We start from the raw sequence: 20,175 nt of genomic DNA on the forward strand, positions 1-20,175 counted from the left end.
GAAGCGTAAGTGCAACCGTTGATGAATCGTATAAAAGTAGCTCGCCCCATCATATTCGATGATGCAGCGGCCCCAGGTTCCGGCGCCACTATCCTACAACTGTATCTTCACGGTCCGGACTCCGTAATAGTTACGCTGCGCCCTCGGCGGGGTGATTCGATGGCACCAAGAACTCAAACCTCCCCAAGAAAATTTTGAGGGTATCGCTTAGGGCATCATGCAGAAGATCGCTGCCAAAAAAAGTGGCAGAATTGAGGGATAAATGGGTGCAAATACGAGTTCTCTCCTGGCGCCCCATAACCACCGGCGAAGACAGGGAAACAGCAGCAATGGGCAAGACTTCCAAGCTCCTGGCGATCATGGCGATCGTCCTGGCCCTGTGCGGCTTAGTGCTGTTGGGCGGGGGATTGTGGCTCGCGATCGAAGGCGGCAGTTGGTTCTATGCCCCGGCGGGGCTGGCCCTGATCGCCTGCGCCGTGCTGCTGTGGCGCCGCAAGGCGGCGGCGCTGCACCTCTATGCCGCGCTGGTGGTGGCCACGCTGGCCTGGGCGCTGGTGGAAATCGGGCTGGACTGGTGGGCGCTGGTGCCGCGTGGCGACGTGATCTTTATCCTCGGCGCCCTGCTGTTGCTGCCCTGGATCACACGGCGACTGGTGCCCGCGCAAACGGGCTGGTGGCGCAATGCCGGGCCGCTGGCGCTGGCCCTGATCCTGGCGGGCGCGATCGGCATTGCCGCCATGCTGCGCAGCCCGCACGAATGGGACGGCGCCCTGCCCGGCGCGCGTGGCGCCGCGCCGGCATTGGCCGCCGGCACCGATGCGGGGGACTGGCTGGCCTATGGCCATACCTGGGCCGGCACGAAGTGGTCGCCGCTCGCGCAGTTGACCCCGGCCAATGTCAGCGGACTCAAGCAGGTCTGGCGGATGGACACCGGCGACAGCCGCCGCCCCGGTGACCCGGAAGAAATCACTTATGAACTCACCCCGATCAAGGTCGGCGATACGCTCTATGCCTGCACGCCGCACAATATCGTGCTGGCGCTCGACGCCGAAACCGGGGCGGTGCGCTGGCGCTATGATCCGCACATGCAGGTGCCCAGCCATGTCCAGCACCTGACCTGCCGCGGCGTATCGTATCACGATGCCAACTGGCCCGGCGCCACGCGCAGCGCCGATGGATCGTGCCCGCAACGGATCATCATGGCCACGGCCGATGCGCGGCTTATCGCGCTCGACGCGCATACCGGGCGGCTGTGCCCCGGCTTTGGCAAGGGTGGCGCCGTCAACCTTGCCGTCACCGGCCCCGGCCTCAAGCCGGGCTGGTTCCAGTTCACCTCGGCCCCGCTGGTAACGCGCGGCCTCGTCGTGGTGGGCGGGGCGATCTATGACAACGCCTCGATCCATATGCCCTCGGGCGCGATCCAGGCGTTTGACGTTGCCACCGGCAAGCCGGTGTGGGCGTTCGATCCCGGCCGGCCGGAAGACACCGCTCCCCTCGGGCCGAACCATCCCCCCGTGCCCTCCACCCCCAACAGCTGGAGCACGGCGGCGGCCGATGAAGACCTTGGCCTCATCTACCTGCCGATGGGCATGGGCGCGATCGACCAGTGGGGCGGCAACCGCCCGCCCAATACCGAGCGCTTTGCCACCTCGATCCTGGCGCTCGACATCAAGACCGGCAAGGCGCGCTGGGTGTTCCAGACCGTGCACCACGATCTGTGGGATATGGACGTGCCGGCCCAGCCCGCGCTGGTTGACCTGACCATTCCCGGCAAGGGCCGCGTGCCGGCACTGGTGCAATCGACCAAGACCGGTAACATCTTCGTGCTCGATCGCCGCACTGGCTTACCCGTCCAGCCCGTGCACGAAATGCGCGTGCCCGGCGGCGCGGCGCCAGGCGATTTCACTGCGCCCACCCAGCCGGTTTCGGCAATCTCGCTGATGCCGCCGCGCATCCGCGAGGCAGACATGTGGGGCGCCACGCTGTTTGACCAGATGGCCTGCCGCATCGCCTTTCGCCGCTATCGCCACGAGGGGCCGTTCACCCCGCCCTCGACCCGCGGCACATTGGTGTTTCCCGGCAATTTCGGGGTGATGGACTGGGGCGGCCTGGCCATCGATCCGGTGCGCCAGGTGGCCTTTGCCCATCCCAACTACATGGCCTTTGTCGATCGCCTGATCCCGCAGCGGCCCGGCGCCGGCAATGGCAAGGATGGGCCGGCGGGTGCATCGGATCGCGGCGGTTCGGCCGAACATGGCTTCAATCCCAATGCTGGCGCGCCGTTCGCCGTGTCGATGGGGCCGTTCCTCTCGCGCCTTGGCCTGCCGTGCCAATCGCCGCCGTGGGGCTATGTCGCGGGGATCGACCTGGTGACCGGCAAGGTGGCGTGGCGCCATGCCAATGGCACGATCCGTGATGAAACGCCGCTGCCCATTCCGCTCAAGCTGGGCGTGCCCTCGCTCGGCGGGCCGATGATGACCGGCGGCGGGCTCTCGTTCATGGCCGCCTCGCTCGACTATTACCTGCGCGCCTATGACACCACCACCGGCCGCGTGCTGTGGCGCGCACGGCTGCCCGCTGGGGCCCAGGCCACGCCGATGACCTATCGCTCTCCGGCCAGCGGGCGGCAGTTCGTGGTGGTGGTGGCCGGCGGCCACGGTTCGCTGGGCACGCGGCTGGGCGATTCCATCATTGCCTATGCCCTGCCCAAATCCTGATCTCGCCTGAAAGGGCAGCTTGCCGGGCGGGGCGGTAATGGTGCTTTGCTCGGCCATGTCGACCGTTGCCCTGCCCCGCCCGCTCGTTGTCCTTGGCCTTGCCGGCATTGCGCCGCAGGCGTTCTGCCTGCTGATGGTGCTCCATGGTGGCGAGGATCGCTGGACCGCGCTGGCCGCCGCCTGCTGCTATGCCGCGCTGATCCTGTCGTTTCTGGGAGGATTGTGGTGGATGGCCGGCATGCTGGCCGGGGTGAAGGAAGCCTGGTTCCACGTCCTGGCCGTGGTGCCCAGCCTGATCGGCTGGGCCATGCTGCTGCCCTGGTGCGTCGGCGCCCCTTGGCCACGGCCGGAACTGATGACGCTTGGCCTGCTGATCCTGGCCAGCCCGCTGGCAGACCGCGCGCTGGCGCGGCACGTGCAGTGGCCGGCAGGATGGCAGAGGCTGCGGTTGATGATGGCAACCGGGCTGGGGCTGCTGACAATGGCGATCGGGCTGTTGGCCTGACCGCATCCCGGATCGCGGCGCTGTTCAGGCCGGCTCTTCGTCCACGCGGTCTGTGGGATAGGCGCCCAGCGTTCCCAGCAGCACCGCAGCGGCAACAAAGCAGGCGATGCCGCCGAAAATTGCGCCGTCATAACTTTTCGTCAGGTCGAACGACCAGCCCGCCAGCGGCGCGCCCAGGGCTGCGCCCAGCGAAAAGCAGGACATGAGCAGGCCATAGATCGCGCCATAGGCCCGCATCCCGAAATAGCGGCTCGTCAGGTAGGCAACCAGATCGGTCTCGGCACCGGCGGCAAACCCCAGCAGCAGGATCGCCAAGGCCGTCATCGGCAGCGATGGCCCTGCCAGGAACAGCAGCGCCAAGGCAGCGGCGGGCATCAGCAGGACGCAGCGCGCCACCAGGGTGCCCGGCAGCAGATCGAGCAGCAGGCCAATCACAACGCGCCCGACGATGACCGAAATCCCAAGCGATCCTGCCATCTTGGCGGCAAGGCCAGGGGTAAGACCGTGGTCAGCCAGGAACGGCACGAGGTGAACGGTCGCGCCCGACTGGGCCACGATCAGAAGGAACACGCCGATGGCAATCTGCCAGAACTGGCGCGAGCGCAGTGCCTGCTGGCGCGTCAGGCCAGAACGGGGATGCGGCACGGCGTCGCTGCGCCCTGACGGGCCTTCGCGCAGGCCGGCCGCGACCACCGGCATGACCACCAGCACGACCACGCCCGCCATCGCCAGATAGCCGCCGCGCGGCCCCCAGATGGCGATAACCGCGGCCAGCAGCGGCGGCGCCGTCAGCGCGACAAGCCCAGTGCCCAGCAGCGTGAGGCCCAACGCCAAGCCGCGCCCGCGATCGAACAGCAGCGCGATCGGGCGCGTCCACGTGATCGGCGTAGTGCCAACCCCCAGAAATGCCAACGCGATCCACGCCGCATAGAAGGCCGGCAGTGAGCCGAGCGCAGCGGCCAGCAAGGCAAAGCCGACGGCAAGGCCTGCCAGCGACACCAGCGCGATGCGGCGCACGCCGAGCCGGTCGATCGCCGTTCCCAGAAACGGCGAGAGCAGGATTGCGCCCAGGCTGAGGCAGGTCATGCCCAGCCCGATCTGGCCACGCGACCAGCCGTAGGCGGCGGAGAGCGGCGCAATGAACAGGCCGAAACTGTAGAACGGCAGCCCGGTGGTGCCCACGCCCACGCCCAGCGCGGCAGCCAGCACGCTGCTCCACCCGCGGCGAAATTCCGACAGAGCCGATGGCGTTGCCGTCACCTGCGGTTTTGCTGCAACGCGCTGATCCATGTACCGCCTGCTCCTGTGCCGTTTGCCAGCCGATCCTAGGAAAATGTTGCCGCAACGCAACATCACCTACGCGCGGCTGATCGCCAGTCGGAGAGTCTTGCGCAAGCATCGGGCCTTCGCGCCGCTGATAGGGCCTATTCATCGGTGAAACGCTGCCAAGGCGTCACAACGAGAAAGACGAGGACAACATGAGGACTGCACTCTCCTTCAAGGGCCTCCTGCTGACAGGGGCCGGGCTTGCCATCCTGACGGCGAGCCCTTCGGCCTATGCCCAGAATGCCAGCGCCGCGCAGGACGAAGCCGCGAGCGACGGCCTGCAGGTGATCACCGTGACCGCGCAGCGCCGCAGCGAGAACCTGCAGTCCACCCCGGTCGCCGTCACCGCCTTTACCGGCGATTCCCTCAAGACCATGCAGGTCAGCTCGGTCCTCGACATGGCCCAGCATGTGCCCAACGTCTCGTTCACGTCGGCCTTGGCCAGTTCATCGAGCGTGGCGGCCTTCATCCGTGGCGCGGGCCAGGCCAACGCCGGCTTCGCCTTCACGGATTCGGCGGTCGGCTTCTATGTCGACGATGTCTATCACGCGCGCCTTTCCGGCACGAACCTGCTGTTCAACGATATCGACCGGATCGAGGTTCTGCGCGGACCGCAGGGCACGCTCTATGGCCGCAACAACCTGACCGGCGCGGTCAAGGTCGTGCGCAAGCAGGCCGACGGCACCACGTTCGGCTCGGCCGAGGGCAGCTATGGCAGCCGCGACTACAACGACCAGAAGGCCACCTTCTCCACCGCGATCGCGCCCGACAAGCTGGCCGTGATCGTCTCGGGCTTCCACCAGTACAAGGGCGACTACTATGATGCGCCCGCGATCGGCGGGAAGCGCGGCAAGGACGAACAATATGGCGCGCGTGTTGGCCTGGCCTGGATCGGCGACGGTCCGTTCAGCGCCAAGGCCAATGTATCCTACACCCATGAAAAGGGCGACGGCGCCGCGCAGATCAACTTCACCGAAGGGCTCAAGGAAACCGGCTGCGCCTTTGGCACCTATATCAGCCCGATCCCGTCTTCCAGTTTCAACGAGCAGATCAATGCCGACCTGACGCTGGGCTATGACTTTGACAATGGCCTCAAACTCAAGGCGATCACCGGCTACATCCGCGGCGACGATCGCTTCCGCTTCGACGTCTATGGCGGGCAGGTCGATGCCACCACCGGCGCCTACACCGCGGGCTTTGACCGCCGCAGCGACATGATCAACCACCAGTTCAGCCAGGAACTGCAGCTCTCGGGCGATGTCGGCGGGAACGTCCAGTTCATTCTCGGTGGCTATTACTTCCACGAGACCATCCGCCAGGTCTTCAATGACAACGTGCTGGGCTACCAGGTCCTGCCTGACACGATTCACCAGGTCACCAACAGCTATGCCGGCTTTGGCCAGGCGACCTGGCGCTTTGCCCCGCGTTTCTCGCTGACCTTGGGCGGCCGCTACACCCGCGAAACCAAGGACATCGACGCCACGCTGTCCAACGGCCTGTTCCTCCCCAGCCAGACGCTGACCGCCGTTGGCGGGCACCTGTCGTTCACGAACTTCAGCCCTAAGGGCGAGATCGATTTCCAGGCGACCCGGGACATATTCATTTACGCCAGCATCTCGCGCGGCTTCCAGAGCGGCGGCTTCAACGCCTCGGTCGTTGCCAACCCCACGCTGTTCAACACGCCCTATGGCGCCGAGACGGTGACCGCTTATGAGGCGGGGATGAAGAGCGAATTCTTCGACCATCACCTGCGTGTCAACGCGGACTGGTTCGTCAATCGCTTTGGCGAAATTCAGACCAACACCTACATCGGTACTTCGGTGGTGACGCAGAACGCAGGCACGGCGCTGGTCCATGGCCCCGAACTGGAAGTGACGGCCGAGCCGGTCCACGGCCTCACGCTGTTCGGCAACGGATCGCTGACGCTGGACAAGTACCTCAAGCTCAACGCCAACACCGCCGCCGCGCGCGCCAACGCTGATGCCCTGCCGCGTGTGTCGAAGTGGCAATACAACATCGGCTTCAACGCGCGCCATAGCCTGGGCGGCCAGGGTATGGGGACGCTGCACGCGTCGAGCAGCCTGGCCTATCGCAGTTCCTACAACGTGGATCCGGGCCTCGTCGCGATTTCGCAGATGCCGGCGCAGACGCTGCTCAATGCCGCAATCGGCTGGACCTCGGACAACGGCAAGCTGGACGTGACGCTGTCGGCCGACAACCTCACCAACAATCGCTTCTACGTCACCGGCTCCAACTATGGCGTCAACCGCAAGTCGCGCCTGCAAAACGAGCCGCGCCTGGTCAAGATCGCGGTATCCTACAAGCTCTAGGCCGCCCTGCATCGACCATGCCCTTCCGTCCGTGCCCGCGCGGGCGGAAGGGTTTTGACGCTGGGTAATGGGGGGATTGCCGTAAGGGCGTGACGCTGGGCGTCTGGTCTCAGATACCCTGGCCGCCATCGAGCGGGATCACTGCCCCGTTGACCATCGCTGCAGCGGGTGAGCACAGGTACGCGGCCAGCGCCGCCACCTCCTCACGGGTAACCAGCCGCCCGGCCGGTACGCGCGCTTCCAGGCGGGCCATCAGGGCCGCCGCGCCTTCCGCGCCCAGGGCATTGCCACGCAGCATCGGGGTGTCGACTGGGCCGGGGGCAATAGCGTTGATCCGCTGGCCCTTGGCGCCCGCCTCGGCAGCGAGCCCGCGGACCAGGGTCTCGACGCCTGCCTTCGCCACTGAATAGGCCAGCGAGAGTGGCGTCGGTCGGCTGGCCAGGGTGGAACTGAACAGCACGACCGACCCTTGGCGCAACAGCAGCGGAAACAGAAACCGGCAGGCCAGGTAGGCGCTGTGCAGATTGGCGGCGAGATGGTCGTGCCACAGATCGGGCGACAGTTCGGCAAAGGGCAGGTTCGGACGATACCACCCAGCGGCGTGAACCACCGCATCGATCTGCCCGTGGCGCGCCGCAAGCGTTGCGGCCAGCCCCTCCCACGCGCGGGGATCACGCACGTCGCAAACGTGGGCGCGCATGTCTTCTGCCCGGCCCGGGCGGATCTGGTCGGCGCGCTCGACGGTAAAGCCATCGGCGCTGAAGCGCTCGACGATCGCGCTACCCAGCCCCCCGGCCGCGCCGGTCACCAGGGCCACGCGCGCGGCGCTCGGCGCGCTCATACCGCTGCGGCCCCGGAGACGAGCGAGCGCAGGAACTGCGCGGCTTCGTCCTCGCTGACCACGTCGGCGTACTTGGCATTCATGTCGAACAGGTTGGCCTCGTGCGGGTCGGGATGCCGATCGCCGCAGGCCTCGGCCACCACGGCGGTGCGAAAGCCGTGCGACATGGCATCGACGCAACTGGCCCGCACGCAGCCAGATGTCGTCAGCCCGGTAAGGATCACGGAATCGATGCCTGCCGCCGTCAGCGTGGATGCAAGCGAGGTGGCGAAGAACGCGCTGGGATACTGTTTCGAGACCACCAGTTCGTCGGCGAAGGGGGTAAGCCCGGGGCCGAACGCGGCAGTGGGGCTGCCCTTGAGGAAATTGCGCAAGGGCACTGCCTTTTCAAAGAAGCGCCCGCCGTCCAAGCCACCGGCCTGATAGACCACGTTGGTCAAAACCACCGGAACGCCCGCCGCGCGGGCGAGCGCACGCAGGCGCAGCGCGGATTCCAGCGCGGCTTCCACGGGCGCGTACAGCAGGTTGCCCGGCTCGAAATAGGCCTGGCAGAAATCGATCAGGATCAGCGCCGGACGGTGGCCAAATCCCACGCGATTGTCATAGGCTTTCCGATAGTTGGCCATCAGATCATCATTGTCGCGCATCGGCGTGCCTTTCCTTCGTGCATGCAGGCCATTGCAAAGCCTTGGCGATTCACCTTCAAGCTAGCATCCGGCCGGGGTGCGCCCGGTTTCCCGCCCGGCCTATCCGACTGGTGGTCATCGCGGGCGACCGGATCGACACCACGGCCGCAAAGGTAGGTATTCGTCCCGTTGCACCCCATTGGGGTTCGGTCCCGGTTTCAGCAGAGAGTTGCACCATGGAATACGATTACGTCCCGCTGCCGCAGCGCAAGCCCCTGATCTGGCCGAACGGGGCCCGCGTCGCGCTGATCCTGACTTTCAACCTGGAAACGTGGGATCTTACCAAGGACACCGACAAGCCCTACTACGCCGGTGGTCCGTCGATCCTGCCCGACACCCTGCCCGGCAATACACCCGACTTCCCCAACTATACCTGGCGCGAATATGGCCAGCGCGTAGGCATCTGGCGGCTGATCGAGCTGTTCGACGAACTGGGCGTCAAGGCCAGCTGCACCACCAATGCCGTCACGTTCGAACGCCGCAAGGCGATGACCGATGCGGTGCTCGAACGCGGGTGGGAGCTGCTGACGCACAACTGGGAACAGGGCGAGTTGCTCACCAGCTTTGCGCAAGCACCCGAGAAAGAACGCGAAATCGTGCTGCGCAGCCTGGCGCAGTTCGAAAACTATGTCGGGCGCAAGTCGAAGGGCTGGCTCTCCTCGTCGCTGCGCGGCACGATGCAGACTGCCGATATCCTCGCCGAATATGGCTGCACCTTTTACTGCGACATCATGAACGACGATCAGCCGTTCCTGCTGCGCACCCCGCACGGCCCGATCGTTTCGGTACCCTATTCCAACGAGATCAACGACTTTACCTTCATCACCCGCAAGAACTACACCACCGACCAGTTCCGCGATGCACTGATCGAGGAACTGGACGTGCTCTATGCCGAGGGTGCCAAAACCGGGCGGATCATGAACGTCGGCCTGCACCCCCACGTATCGGGCCGTGCACACCGCGTGCGCGCGCTGCGCGAGTTCATCGCGCACGCCAAGTCATTGCCCGGCGTGTGGTGGGCCACCCGCGAGGAAATCGCCGAATGGTATCTCGCCAATCATGAAACCCACATTCCTGGCCAGCTGATGCGCGACGTCTGAGGCCGGGCGAGCGACAAAAAGGGGGCGGCATCGTGGATGCCGCCCCCTTTTTTCATCAGGCCCACGCCTGGTCAGGCATGACCCATGACCTCGTTGCTGAGCGCGTGGCTGATCGCGTCGGCGGTCGCCTTCATGTCAGCCAGATAGAGGTTGATCCCCTCGGACAGCTTCATCGCCGCCACGAAGAATGCCAGCGTCATTGCCCCTTCGAAGCGGCCGTTGCGGAAGATCGGCACGGCGATCGACGAGGTCTTGCCCGGTGTCAGGTTATGATAGTTGCGCCCCTGCACGGCATAGCCATCTGCCCGGATGCGTTCGACATCGAGGCCGACTTCCGCCGTTGCCAGGTAATTGAGGTCGATGTCCTGCGACACACGCATGAAGCGCAGGATCATCTCGCGCTCCTCGTCCGGCGCAAAGGCCATCGAGACCTTGCCAGACGCGCTGTCGAGGATCGGCAGGGTAAAGCCGGGATAATAGTGCTCGAACGTGAGCGACGAGTTGGAATGCGTGGAATCGCGCAGCATCATCTCGCGCCCCACCCGCACGGCGATCGACACGGGCCAACCGAACCGGCGCGTCAACTCGACAATGTGCGGCCGCGCGGCACGAACCAGCGCATCGTCCTGCTGGTATCCGGTGGCCAGCGTCTGCACCAGCATCGTCGCACGGTAGCGCTTGCGCGCCGGCTCCTGCTCGATCAGCCCTTCATACAGCAGCGTCTGCACGATCCGGCAGGCGGTGGCGTATGGCACCTCCGACGCCTTGGCGATCTCCATCATGTTGAGCGAACCTGCCCGGTTGATCGCGCGCAGCGCCGCGATCGAGCGGGTGATGGACCGAATCGGAACGCCTTTTTCCATGTGACCAATTTCCCCACGTCTTTGACCGGGATCAAAGAGTGACGAGAAAATGACGTTTCACCGATTTTATCAAGGTTTTATCCGACAGGCGGATAAATCAGCCTCGAGCCACGCCCAGATAGGGCCGTCCTGCACGGCGCCTAGACGGATGGCCGCGCCCATCGGCGTTCGAATTCGCGCACCTCGTCCATCCCGATCAATGCGGAAAATTCCCTGAAATCAAACAGTCCCTCAGGGTCTCCGGCGCCGGTGTCCTTGAGCGCGCGCAGCACGGTCTCCATCGCCTGCGCCGCAGCCAGACTGGTCAGCGAGGGGTAGATCGCAAAGGCGAAGCCCAGCTTTGCCAGCAGCGTCGGCTCCAGCATCGGGCTGGCCCCGCCGTTTGCCATGTTGACCATGCAGGGCAGCGGCAGTTCGGCGCAGACCCTTGCCATTTCCTCTTCATCGACCAGCGCTTCGGGAAAGAGCACGTCGGCCCCGGCCTCGGCATAGGCGCGCAGCCGCCGCAGCACCCCTTGCTCGCCTTCGGACTGGCGGGCGTCGGTGCGGGCAATCACCACGAAATCGCGGCTGTGCCGTGCCGCGCAGGCAACCTTGATGCGCTCGACCATATCCTCCACCGGCACGATCCACTTGTCGGGCATATGCCCGCATTTCTTGGGAAACTCCTGATCCTCAAGCTGGATCGCAGTGACCCCGGCAGCCTCGTAGCCGCGCACCGTGTGATGCACGTTGATAAGGCCGCCATAGCCGGTATCACCATCGGCAATGACAGCCGCGGTGCTGGTGCGCACAAGGGTCTCCATCCGGTCGCGCATCTGCGTATAGGTCGCAATGCCGGCGTCGGGCAGGCCAAAGGCCGAGGCAGTCAGCCAGTAGCCGGTGCCGTAGACAAACTCGAAACCGACCTTTCGCGCGATCACGGCAGCGATCATGTCCTGCACGCCGGGCACCATGAAGAAGCGGCCCTCGGCCAGGCGCGTACGCAAAAGAGGGTCCGCCATCGAAATTGCCTGCCTTTTCCATCGACCCCGAACTGCAGGGCCCGTTGCCAAGGCGTTCGCATGCGCGGCTGCGCGCGCCGCCGCTTGCCCCAAAAATCGCCGACAGGCGGTGAGCCAGCCGCCCGGGCCAGGCCTCTCCAGCGCTGCCAAGTGGTTGGAAAAACACGCGTGCTGATCGCCTAACCGGCAGGTGGATAGAGTGCCCGCGTCCTGCTCCTGGCACCGTGGTCGCGTTCATAACCGCCGGGTGTTCACCGGCTCCTGCGATGGGCCGGTGCTGATCGGAGAATGCGGAAATGACAGGGCATAATCGCTGCCAGGTGGCCATCGCCGGTGCCGGACCCGTCGGCACGGTCATGGCGACTCTGCTGGCGCAGGAAGGTATCTCGGTAATCGTGCTCGAGACGGGCGCCGACTGCGCGCAAGACTTGCGCGCATCCACCTTTCATCCCCCGACGCTCGAGATGCTCGACCGCATCGGCATCACCCGAATGCTGCTCGATCGTGGCTTGAAAGCACCGGTGTTCCACTGGCGCGACCGCGCCAGCGGCGAAGTGATCGCGTTCGACCTCTCCGAGATCGCCGACGTCACGCGCTATCCCTTCCGTATCCAGTGCGAACAGTATCATCTCTCGCGCGCACTGGCGGAAGGTCTCGCCCAGCTGCCGCACGCCGACATCCGCTTCAACAGCCGCCTTTTGACATTCCGCCAGGACGAGGCCGGGGTCGACCTGTGGGTAGAAACCATGACCGGCGTCGAGACGATCCGCGCCGATTACCTGATCGGCGCCGACGGGGCGAATTCGATCGTGCGCAAGTGGCTGGGCATCGAATTCGATGGCTTCACCTATCCCGAGCGCTTCCTGACATTGTCCACCGAGGTGGAGCTGGCAGACTACCTGCCCAACCTCGCCTACGTGAACTACGTCAGCGACCCCGCCGAGTGGCTGGTGCTGCTGCGCGTGCCCTCGCTGTGGCGGGTGCTGGTGCCGGTCAACGGCGATGTGGACGAGACGACGCTGCGCTCGGACGCCAACAAAAATGCCATTTTTGACCGCATCACCGGCGACGGCGCGAGCGTGGAAACCCGACACCGCACGCTGTACCGGGTGCACCAGCGCGTCGCCAAGTCGTTCCGCGAAGGCCGCGTGATGCTGATCGGCGACAGCGCCCACCTCAACAACCCGCTCGGCGGCTTCGGCATGAATTCGGGCATCCATGACGCGTTCAACCTGTTCGACAAGCTGGCGCCGGCGATCACCGGCAACACCAGTGCCGAGTCAGGCCTGGCGCTGTTCGACCGCCAGCGCCGCACGGTGACGCACACGTTCACCCAGACGCAGACCCGCCAGAACATGGAATTCATCCGCGGCAACCAGGACAATGCGCATGAAGCCCGTCGCCGCGCCATGCTCGATATCCTGGCCGATGACGACAAGCGCCGCGCCTACATGCTGCGCCAGGCCATGTTCGAAAGCCTCGACCTCGCCGCGCAGATCGCGTGACGGCGTGGTGACTACAGGAGACCTGCCAAAATGACCGACGTTCTGGGCTGGCGCGCGCTGTTCGGCGTGGTCGCGCCCTCGACCAACACCGTCGTCCAACCCGATATGGAGCGGATGCGCCCCGACGGCGTGACCAACCACGTCTCGCGCATCTGGGTGGAAGACCCCTACGCCCTCACCAACGAGGACTTCATCGCCGGCACCACGGCGATCGCGCAAAACACCCTCGATGCGGTGCGATCGGTAATGACCTGCAAGCCCGACTACCTCGTGCTCGGCATGTCGGCCGTCACCTTCTACGGCGGCGTCGATGGCGCACGGGCATGGAAGGCGCAGGTTCAGGAGGTGGCGGGCGTAGGCGCGTCCACCGGCGCGGAATCGGTTGCCGCCGCGCTCCATGCCTATGGCGCAAAATCGGTGAGCTTCGTCTCGCCCTATTATCCTGTCGCCAACGCCGAAGTCCGCCGGTTTCTCGAGGAAAGCGGCTTTGCGGTGAAGCGTGATGTCCCGCTGCAATGCCGCCGCTGGACCGATATCGCCAAAGTCACGCCCGATCGGCTCGACGCTGTCATCGACCATCTCGATGGCGACGACGTGGATGCCATCGTGCAGGTGGGCACCAACCTGTCGATGGTCGACATCGCCGCGCGACACGAGGCCCGCCTTGGCAAGCCGGTGATCGCGATCAACACCGCCACCTACTGGCACGCGCTCCGCAGCTTTGGGATCAAGGACCGCATTTCCGGTATGGGGCGGCTGCTGGCGGAATTTTAGGCCATAAACAGCCTAGCCTGGCACCATGTCGATCCGCGCCGGCATGCGGTAAGGCTGGCGCATGGTCGACTGGGTGATCCACTCCACCGGCCCGGCCAGTTCGATCCGCACGTCAGGGGCGAACAGCCGGGCGAGCATGCGATGAACCATCAACCGGGCGATATTGCGGCCCGGGCACAGGTGAATGCCGCCGCCAAAGGTGGCGTCATAGCGCCGCATCCGCTCCAGCCTGTATGTGCCGGGATCGTCAAAAATATCGGGATCGCGATTGCCTGCCGCCCACAGCATGGCAATCGCGGTTCCGGCCGGGACCAGCACGTCGTCGAACACGAAGTCTTCCAGCGCATAGCGGTGTGTCACGATGACCGGGGACGACATCCGCAGGCCCTCGTCGATCGCGGCGCCGACACGCTGCGGGTCCGCCCGCACCTCTGCCGCCGCAGCGGGATGGCGGAGTAGCTGATATGTGGCGTTGGCGGCAGCGAGCGCGGCGGTATGGAACCCGTCGATCAGATTGGCGGCCAGCGACAGCGCCACGCTTTCCGGCTTGCCTTCAATCGTGACCGCATCGAACTCCGCCGCCATGGTGGCGAGCAGCGGATTGTTGCCTTCGGCCAATGTCCGTTCGATCGCCGTGGCCATCAGCGACAGATAGGCGCCGATGGCCGCGTTGGCCTCAACCGTCTCGGCAGCGGTGCGCACGAGGAAAAAGAACGACGTCATCGCGCGCACCTGCTCGACGACCTGGCGCTGCTCCGATGGCGTAAGGCCGATCAGCGCGCCCCAGAATCCCGCAGTGACCTGTTCGGTGAAGTCGAACCCGAAATCGATCTCGCCCGCTCCGGCAACCTCGGCCAGGACCTTGTCCACCACGCCACGCACCAGATCGTCGAACGCTGCCACCTGCTTCATGCCGAATGGCTTGGCCAGCAATTGGCGGGTCGGGCCGTGGAGCGGCGGATTGGCGGTGAAGACCTGATTGAAGAGGATGCGGCCAAAGTTCGACACGTCGGGCTGGTCGTGCTCGGCCCGATCGTCCCCCGCCTCTTCCATCGCCCGCTCGGCAAGGGCGCGAAGCGGCATGTTGCCCACCGCCGGAAGCGCGGCGATCCTGCGCAGATCCTCGCCACGAAACACGACGATGCGCTTGCTACCCGCCTTGAACAGCCGTTCGGCAGTTCCGAACAGCGCGGCGAAATCCTCGGAAAAACCCGCTTCGAACGGATGGGGCAGGTCCGCAAGGTCGCTGATCGACCGGCGCGTGACGTCGCCCTGCAATGGTTGCGCTGACATGGAACACTGTCCCGGACAAGCAAGCCCCGGGGCGATGGGCGCGCCGGAACCGAACGTGGAAGGATGGGTGGATGATCCGCGCCCGCCCCGGCCCGCCAGGGTCGAAGCAGGTGCGCTGGAAGGCGCTCAGCCGCGCTCGCCGGTGAACGAGAACGCGCCGAACGGGCCGGCCGAAACGCTGCCGCTCAGGCTGGTTTCGGCCACGGTGCCATCAAACGTGAGCGAGAGCGGCATCGGATTGGTGATGTCGATCTTCCAACTCACCTTATCGCCGGTGATCTTGCCGTCCTGGATGGGGTGCGGCGCGCCATCTGCATCGGTGGCGGTGCCGGTCAGGCTATCCCCCGAAACCGTGAAGGTGGTCACGCTTTTCATCGGCCCCATCGGCGAGTTGACGATGATGTTCCATGTTCCGGCAACAGACATAGATATTCCTTCCCTGGCTCGCCGCGCGGTGGACGCCTGCCCGCCGGCAAGCGGTGTGCCTGTTGCCGCACGCTACCGCAAAATTTCATATAGTAAATACTATTCTTTGTTGGTGCGGCAGATTTCGCCCATGGCGACGCGCGCCAGGCGTTCCGCATCGAGAATCCAGATCACGCGATAGCCCAGCCGCACCATGCCGGCCTGCTCCAGCGTGCCCAGAATGGCATTGGCAGTCTGCCGTCCCATGCCGCAGGTGCCGGCAAGTTCGTCCTGGGTCATCGCCACCGGGGCATCGTCACCCGCGCTTGATGCGAGCAGCACCTTGGCCACCCTGGCGGCGCGCGGCAGGCTGAGGAGATCCTGAATGTGGCTGATCGCCTGGCGCTGATGCGTGCAGGCCAGCCGGCCGATATGCCGCCACAGTTCGGGTTGCTGTGCGGCAATCTCCGCAATCGCGGCAAGCGGTATCCGGGCAACCTGGCACGCCCCTTGCGCGATCGCGTCCTGCTGGCGGGGCGCGGCATCGATGGTCGAAACTTCGCCGAACCACATGCCCTCGGCGGCGAGCAGCAGCAGGCAGCCGACGCCGCCCGGGCTCCACGCGATCAGGCGAACCCGGCCCTGCAGCATGGCGTACAGCCCGTCGGGCGCATCGCCTTGGCGATAGACCGCCTCGCCATCCTTGAGCCGGCGCACCTGCGCGGCGGCGGCCAGCTGCACCTGGATCGGATCGGCCAGGCTCGCAAACCATTCGCTCTTGCCCTGCATGGTCGCAAGGAACCGCGCTTCCTTTGTCATTCGATCATCCTTGGGCCGCAGGGAAATGTCGGCCAATCGACAAAGCGACCAGCCGGTCTGTGGCATCCTTGCGGCAATAACCACTGGAGAGACGCATGACCCTGAACGCCACGCAAGCCCCTGATTCCGTGGAAGCGGCGGAACGCCAGATCCGCATCGACCTGGCCGCGGCCTATCGGCTCGTCGCCCATTTCGGCTGGGACGACCTGATCTTCACCCATCTGTCCGCGCGCATCCCCGGCCCAGAGCATCATTTCCTGATCAACCCATACGACCTGATGTTCGAGGAAGTCACCGCGTCCAGCCTCGTGAAGATCGATGTCGATGGCAATCCGGTGAGCCCGACGCCGCACCCGGTCAATCCCGCCGGCTTCACGATCCATTCGGCGATCCACATGGCGCGCGAGGACGCGGCCGCCGTGATGCATCTCCACACCCCGCATGGCCAGGCTGTTTCGGCCATGGAGAGCGGGCTGCTGCCCCACACCCAGACCGCGATGATCGCCGGCAGCGGCCTGGCCTATCATGAATATGAAGGGCTGGCGGTGGATCTGGCGGAGCGGGAACGCCTGGTGGCTGATCTGGGAGACGCCAACCTGATGATCCTGCGCAACCATGGCACGCTGGTGGTCGGCAAGAGCGTCGCTGCCTGCTTCCTGCGTCTCTATTTCCTCGAGCGCGCCTGCGAGGCGCAGGTCCTGATGCTGTCGGCCGGTCGCGATGCGCTGCATGCTCCGCCGCCCGAGACGCTGTCCAAGGTCGCGCTGCAATCATCCCCTGCCGGTATGGGCCTGGTGGCAGAGCGGCTGGCATGGCCGGCGCTGCTGCGCAAGCTCGACCGTATCGACCCCAGCTACCGCGACTGACGGAAGGACTGGTGCGCGGGCCAGGCCGCGCACCAGTGTCTTAGTGATGATCAGGCGGTCGCGGCGTCTGCGGATGCCGACTGCTTGATCAGCGAGCGCGTCGTCGTCACGGCCTGGAACGCGGCCATGCCCATCAGATTGACGTCGGTGGCCACGGTCACGATCTGGAAGCCTTTCGCCGCCATTTCCGCGGCATAGGCGGCCGTTCCGTTCTGGATGCCGGCAATGAGATTGCGCGCACGCACGGCCGCGATCACGCGATCGTAGATGGCCAGGATTTCCGGCTCCTGACGATCGAGCACGGGCGCGAGCCCCATCGCCAGGCCAAGGTCGCTCGGCCCCACATAGGCGCCACTGATGCCCGGCACATCGAGGATCGCCTCCAGATTCTCCACCGCCTCGACCGTCTCGATCTGTGGCAGAACCAGGACATTGGCATTGGCGATCCCCTGATAGGGCGACGCCGTCCCATAGAAACCGGCGCGAACCGGCCCGTTGGAGCGGGCACCCTGCGGCGCATAGAGGCAGGCATCCACCAGCGCGCGCGCCTGCTCGGCATTGTTGACCATCGGGCAGATGATGCCCCATGCGCCCGCGTCCAGGATCTTGCCGATGATGCCCGGCTCGTTCCACGGCACGCGCGCCAGCGGCACCGGGCCGCGGCCATGCAGGGCCTGCAGGCTCTCTACTGCCGAACGATAGTCATGCAGCCCGTGCTGCAGATCGATCGTCAGGCTATCCCAGCCGGTCTGCGCCATGATCTCGGCAACATAGCTGTCAGGTGCCAGCAGCCACCCGTTGACGCAGACTTCGCCGCGCTTCAGGCGTTCGATAAGCGGGTTTGCCATAATTCCTCTCCAGTTTTTTGCGTGCTCAGAAATAGGTCCGGATCGATCCGATGACGTCGAACGCGCCATCGATCACGTGCAGCACCCGCCACTTGTCGAAAGTGAGGCACGGATGAGAGATGCCGAAGCCGATCATGTCGCCCACCCGCAGCGGGGATTCGTGCGGGATATCGAGAAACCCGTGCTGGTCGTTGAGTGCGATGACCTGATGGTCTGGCGTTAGCGCCTGCGGCGCCGACATGTCTGCGCTGGGGCGATGCCAAAGTTCCGGCTTGGGCATCTCGTCAAAGCCGACATCGCGCTTGCCCATGGTGACGATCGCGCGGCCGGGCTCTGGCATGGATTGCACATAGGCCCAGACGCGCAAGGCCGGGCTTGGCGCATCCTCGGCCAGCAGTTCGGGCGCCCGCATGTTCAGCAGGGAGAACAGGAACGTGTACAGGCCGGAGTCGTGCGTGATGTAGCAGCCGCTGCGCAGCAGCGTGGTGGTTCGGCGCTCCAACCACGCGGCGTTGAACGCGGTAACGACCAGATCGAAAAAGCCCGATCCCCCCGCGCTCAGCAGCACATCGTCCGAGGCGAACAGCCCTTCCCGGTCACACGCCTGTGCAAGCATAACAACCTGGCCCAGGAAGGCGTTCACGGCGTCGAGCGTGGATTCCAGGTCCGCCTTGCGGATAATACCTTCAAATCCTTCGACCCCGGCAAGTTCGAGGTACGGCGAGGCAGCCACTGCCCGCGCGACGGCAAGGCCCTGCTCCACCGTTCGGCATCCGGTGCGCCCGCCTTCAAAGCCCATTTCGACCAGCACCGGCAGCGCACGACGACCGCCTTTCCCGGCTGCGACGGCGGCGAGCTGTGTGACCAGATCGAGCGAATCGACCAGCGAATAGATGGCAAGCTCAGGATCCCGCTCAAGCTGATCCAGCACATAGGCGATGCCGCTGCGCCCGATCAGCTGGTTCGCCACAAAGATGCGCCGATGCCCGGCCGCCACGGCAACGGCGATCTGGTGGGGTGTCGATACCGTAATCCCCCACGCGCCATCGCGCATCTGCAGGTCGAACAGCGCCGGGGCGAGCGTGGTCTTGCCGTGCGGGGCCAGCGCCACGCCGTGCTCGGCCGCAAAGCTCCGCATCCAGCGACTATTGCGCTCCAGGCTCTCTCCGTCCAGCACCGCGACCGGCAGGGGAAGGTCTTCCCGCAAGAGATTCCAGCGCTTGCCCGCCACGTCTGCCAGCGGGATCGGTCCGCCGCCCCCCGGCACCCCCTTGTCCCAGGGCATGAGCGTGCCCGACAGATCACCATCGAAGCGCAGCGGGGTCTGCTCTGCGCCGCTCATGGATGCACCGCGACAACGGCCTCGATTTCGACCGTGATGTTCCCCGGCAGCGAGCCCACGCCCACTGCCGATCGCGCGTGGCGGCCAGCCTCCTCGCCGAACACCGCGCACATCAGGTCAGAGCAGCCGTCGATCACGCGCGAATGCAGCACGAAGTCCGGCGTCGCATTGACCATGCCGAACAGGCGCACCACGCGCCGGACGCGATCGAGCGAGCCGAGTTCCTGGCGTATGGCGGCAAGCAGCGAAAGGCCCACCAGCCGGGCATGCTCGCGCGCTTCGTCCGCAGAAACGTCGGCACCGACCTTGCCAAAGCGGTAGCCGGCCGCATCGCGCGGGCCTTGCCCGGAAAGATAGAGCAAGCCGCCATCGAGCAGGGCAGGCGCAAAGTTGGCGATGGAGGGGATCGCCGGCGGCAGCACGAGGCCGAGTTCCTCCAAGCGGGCTTCGGGTGAAAGCGATTGGGTCATGCGGCGCTGCCTTCCAAGAATTTGCGCCCGAAGGCGCCCAGGTCAGCCTCCCCGTTGGGGAAGGCAATAAGCTCAACCGCGCGCCCATCGGGATCGCGGACCGAGAAATAGCGGACGCCGAACATCTCGTCGGGCTGGTCCGCCACGCCGATGCGCACATCGGCCAGCGCCGCGAACGCGGCATCGATATCGTCCACGGTGAGCGCAGGCGTGATGGTATCGGCGCCAGTCTTGGCCTCGCGCTGCTCCAGTTCCAGCAGCAGCTGCCCGATCATGCCCTTTGCGTTCGGCACCGTCTCGGCCCTGCCGTCGTGGATCACCGCCATGCCCAGGCGATCGCGATAAAAGGCCGTGGTCACCGCCACGTCGGCCACGACGAGCGCGAGATGCGACAATCCCCTGATCCGAAAATGCCCGCCGCCGGCGGCTGTTGCCGCGGGTGCTTCTGGCTCCGCCATGCCCATCTTCCTTCTCCTGTCCG

General features: G+C 65.5%; 19 protein-coding genes. 7 read left to right on the forward strand and 12 right to left on the reverse strand.

What is annotated here, in order from left to right:
• The first annotated feature begins 329 nt into the window (after positions 1-329).
• Both C8K14_RS16570 and C8K14_RS16575 read left to right on the forward strand, forming a co-directional pair.
• On the forward strand, positions 330-2,717 hold the full coding sequence (locus C8K14_RS16570; protein ID WP_199223760.1) for a membrane-bound PQQ-dependent dehydrogenase, glucose/quinate/shikimate family: 2,388 nt from the start codon (positions 330-332) through the stop codon (positions 2,715-2,717).
• 55 nt (positions 2,718-2,772) lie between these two features.
• The gene (locus C8K14_RS16575) at positions 2,773-3,222 is read left to right on the forward strand and encodes a DUF3429 domain-containing protein (RefSeq protein ID WP_107717696.1); all 450 of its coding nucleotides are present in this window, start codon (positions 2,773-2,775) and stop codon (positions 3,220-3,222) included.
• A 24-nt stretch (positions 3,223-3,246) separates the two neighbouring features.
• Here the strand turns inward: C8K14_RS16575 and C8K14_RS16580 are convergent, their stop codons facing one another.
• Positions 3,247-4,512: an MFS transporter gene (locus C8K14_RS16580; RefSeq protein WP_158271935.1), complete on the reverse strand. Its 1,266-nt coding sequence runs from the start codon at positions 4,510-4,512 to the stop codon at positions 3,247-3,249.
• A 188-nt stretch (positions 4,513-4,700) separates the two neighbouring features.
• On the opposite strand from C8K14_RS16580, the gene C8K14_RS16585 reads away from it, so the two are divergent.
• The gene (locus C8K14_RS16585) at positions 4,701-6,878 is read left to right on the forward strand and encodes a TonB-dependent receptor (RefSeq protein WP_107717699.1); all 2,178 of its coding nucleotides are present in this window, start codon (positions 4,701-4,703) and stop codon (positions 6,876-6,878) included.
• A gap of 109 nt (positions 6,879-6,987) precedes the next feature.
• Here the strand turns inward: C8K14_RS16585 and C8K14_RS16590 are convergent, their stop codons facing one another.
• Complete coding sequence (locus C8K14_RS16590) at positions 6,988-7,719, reverse strand: SDR family NAD(P)-dependent oxidoreductase (protein ID WP_107717701.1); 732 nt, start codon at positions 7,717-7,719, stop codon at positions 6,988-6,990.
• On the reverse strand, positions 7,716-8,366 hold the full coding sequence (locus tag C8K14_RS16595) for an isochorismatase family protein (protein ID WP_107717702.1): 651 nt from the start codon (positions 8,364-8,366) through the stop codon (positions 7,716-7,718). The genes C8K14_RS16590 and C8K14_RS16595 overlap by 4 nt, the downstream gene beginning before the upstream one ends.
• Positions 8,367-8,581: 215 nt before the next feature.
• On the opposite strand from C8K14_RS16595, the gene C8K14_RS16600 reads away from it, so the two are divergent.
• The gene (locus tag C8K14_RS16600) at positions 8,582-9,505 is read left to right on the forward strand and encodes a polysaccharide deacetylase (RefSeq protein ID WP_107717703.1); all 924 of its coding nucleotides are present in this window, start codon (positions 8,582-8,584) and stop codon (positions 9,503-9,505) included.
• A 71-nt stretch (positions 9,506-9,576) separates the two neighbouring features.
• On the opposite strand, the gene C8K14_RS16605 is transcribed toward C8K14_RS16600, so the two are convergent.
• Complete coding sequence (locus C8K14_RS16605; RefSeq protein ID WP_022677690.1) at positions 9,577-10,368, reverse strand: helix-turn-helix domain-containing protein; 792 nt, start codon at positions 10,366-10,368, stop codon at positions 9,577-9,579.
• A 140-nt stretch (positions 10,369-10,508) separates the two neighbouring features.
• Entirely contained in the window at positions 10,509-11,522 is a 1,014-nt protein-coding gene (locus C8K14_RS16610; RefSeq protein ID WP_233251121.1) for an oxaloacetate decarboxylase, read from the reverse strand.
• Positions 11,523-11,692: 170 nt separating this feature from the next.
• Between C8K14_RS16610 and C8K14_RS16615 the strand changes: the two genes are divergently transcribed.
• Both C8K14_RS16615 and C8K14_RS16620 read left to right on the forward strand, forming a co-directional pair.
• On the forward strand, positions 11,693-12,877 hold the full coding sequence (locus tag C8K14_RS16615; RefSeq protein ID WP_369974062.1) for an FAD-dependent oxidoreductase: 1,185 nt from the start codon (positions 11,693-11,695) through the stop codon (positions 12,875-12,877).
• 30 nt (positions 12,878-12,907) lie between these two features.
• Positions 12,908-13,651, forward strand: a complete 744-nt coding sequence (locus C8K14_RS16620) for an arylmalonate decarboxylase (RefSeq protein ID WP_107717709.1) — start codon at positions 12,908-12,910, stop codon at positions 13,649-13,651.
• A gap of 12 nt (positions 13,652-13,663) precedes the next feature.
• Here C8K14_RS16620 and C8K14_RS16625 read toward each other — a convergent pair whose 3' ends face one another.
• The 3 genes from C8K14_RS16625 to C8K14_RS16635 form a co-directional block, all read right to left on the reverse strand.
• Positions 13,664-14,944: a cytochrome P450 gene (locus tag C8K14_RS16625; RefSeq protein ID WP_107717711.1), complete on the reverse strand. Its 1,281-nt coding sequence runs from the start codon at positions 14,942-14,944 to the stop codon at positions 13,664-13,666.
• Positions 14,945-15,070: 126 nt separating this feature from the next.
• The gene (locus C8K14_RS16630; RefSeq protein WP_107717713.1) at positions 15,071-15,370 is read right to left on the reverse strand and encodes a hypothetical protein; all 300 of its coding nucleotides are present in this window, start codon (positions 15,368-15,370) and stop codon (positions 15,071-15,073) included.
• Positions 15,371-15,469: 99 nt separating this feature from the next.
• Positions 15,470-16,168, reverse strand: a complete 699-nt coding sequence (locus tag C8K14_RS16635) for a Crp/Fnr family transcriptional regulator (RefSeq protein WP_158271936.1) — start codon at positions 16,166-16,168, stop codon at positions 15,470-15,472.
• Positions 16,169-16,263: 95 nt separating this feature from the next.
• Between C8K14_RS16635 and C8K14_RS16640 the strand changes: the two genes are divergently transcribed.
• Positions 16,264-17,034 (forward strand): class II aldolase/adducin family protein, encoded by a 771-nt coding sequence (locus tag C8K14_RS16640; RefSeq protein WP_054131514.1) that lies wholly within the window; start codon positions 16,264-16,266, stop codon positions 17,032-17,034.
• A gap of 50 nt (positions 17,035-17,084) precedes the next feature.
• On the opposite strand, the gene C8K14_RS16645 is transcribed toward C8K14_RS16640, so the two are convergent.
• The 4 genes from C8K14_RS16645 to C8K14_RS16660 are packed head-to-tail and all read right to left on the reverse strand — an operon-like array spanning position 17,085 to position 20,152.
• Positions 17,085-17,882 carry an HpcH/HpaI aldolase/citrate lyase family protein gene (locus tag C8K14_RS16645; RefSeq protein ID WP_107717717.1) on the reverse strand — a complete coding sequence of 266 codons (798 nt, stop codon included), beginning with the start codon at positions 17,880-17,882 and terminating at the stop codon, positions 17,085-17,087.
• A 25-nt stretch (positions 17,883-17,907) separates the two neighbouring features.
• Positions 17,908-19,224, reverse strand: coding sequence for an amino acid deaminase (locus C8K14_RS16650; RefSeq protein ID WP_199223761.1), 1,317 nt, complete (start codon positions 19,222-19,224; stop codon positions 17,908-17,910).
• Positions 19,221-19,694, reverse strand: coding sequence for a RidA family protein (locus C8K14_RS16655; protein WP_107717719.1), 474 nt, complete (start codon positions 19,692-19,694; stop codon positions 19,221-19,223). Before C8K14_RS16655 ends, C8K14_RS16650 begins: the two co-directional genes overlap by 4 nt.
• On the reverse strand, positions 19,691-20,152 hold the full coding sequence (locus C8K14_RS16660; protein WP_158271937.1) for a VOC family protein: 462 nt from the start codon (positions 20,150-20,152) through the stop codon (positions 19,691-19,693). The genes C8K14_RS16655 and C8K14_RS16660 overlap by 4 nt, the downstream gene beginning before the upstream one ends.
• Positions 20,153-20,175 lie beyond the last annotated feature (23 nt).

The organism is Novosphingobium sp. GV079 (genome assembly GCF_003058045.1).
Taxonomy (GTDB): domain Bacteria; phylum Pseudomonadota; class Alphaproteobacteria; order Sphingomonadales; family Sphingomonadaceae; genus Novosphingobium; species Novosphingobium capsulatum.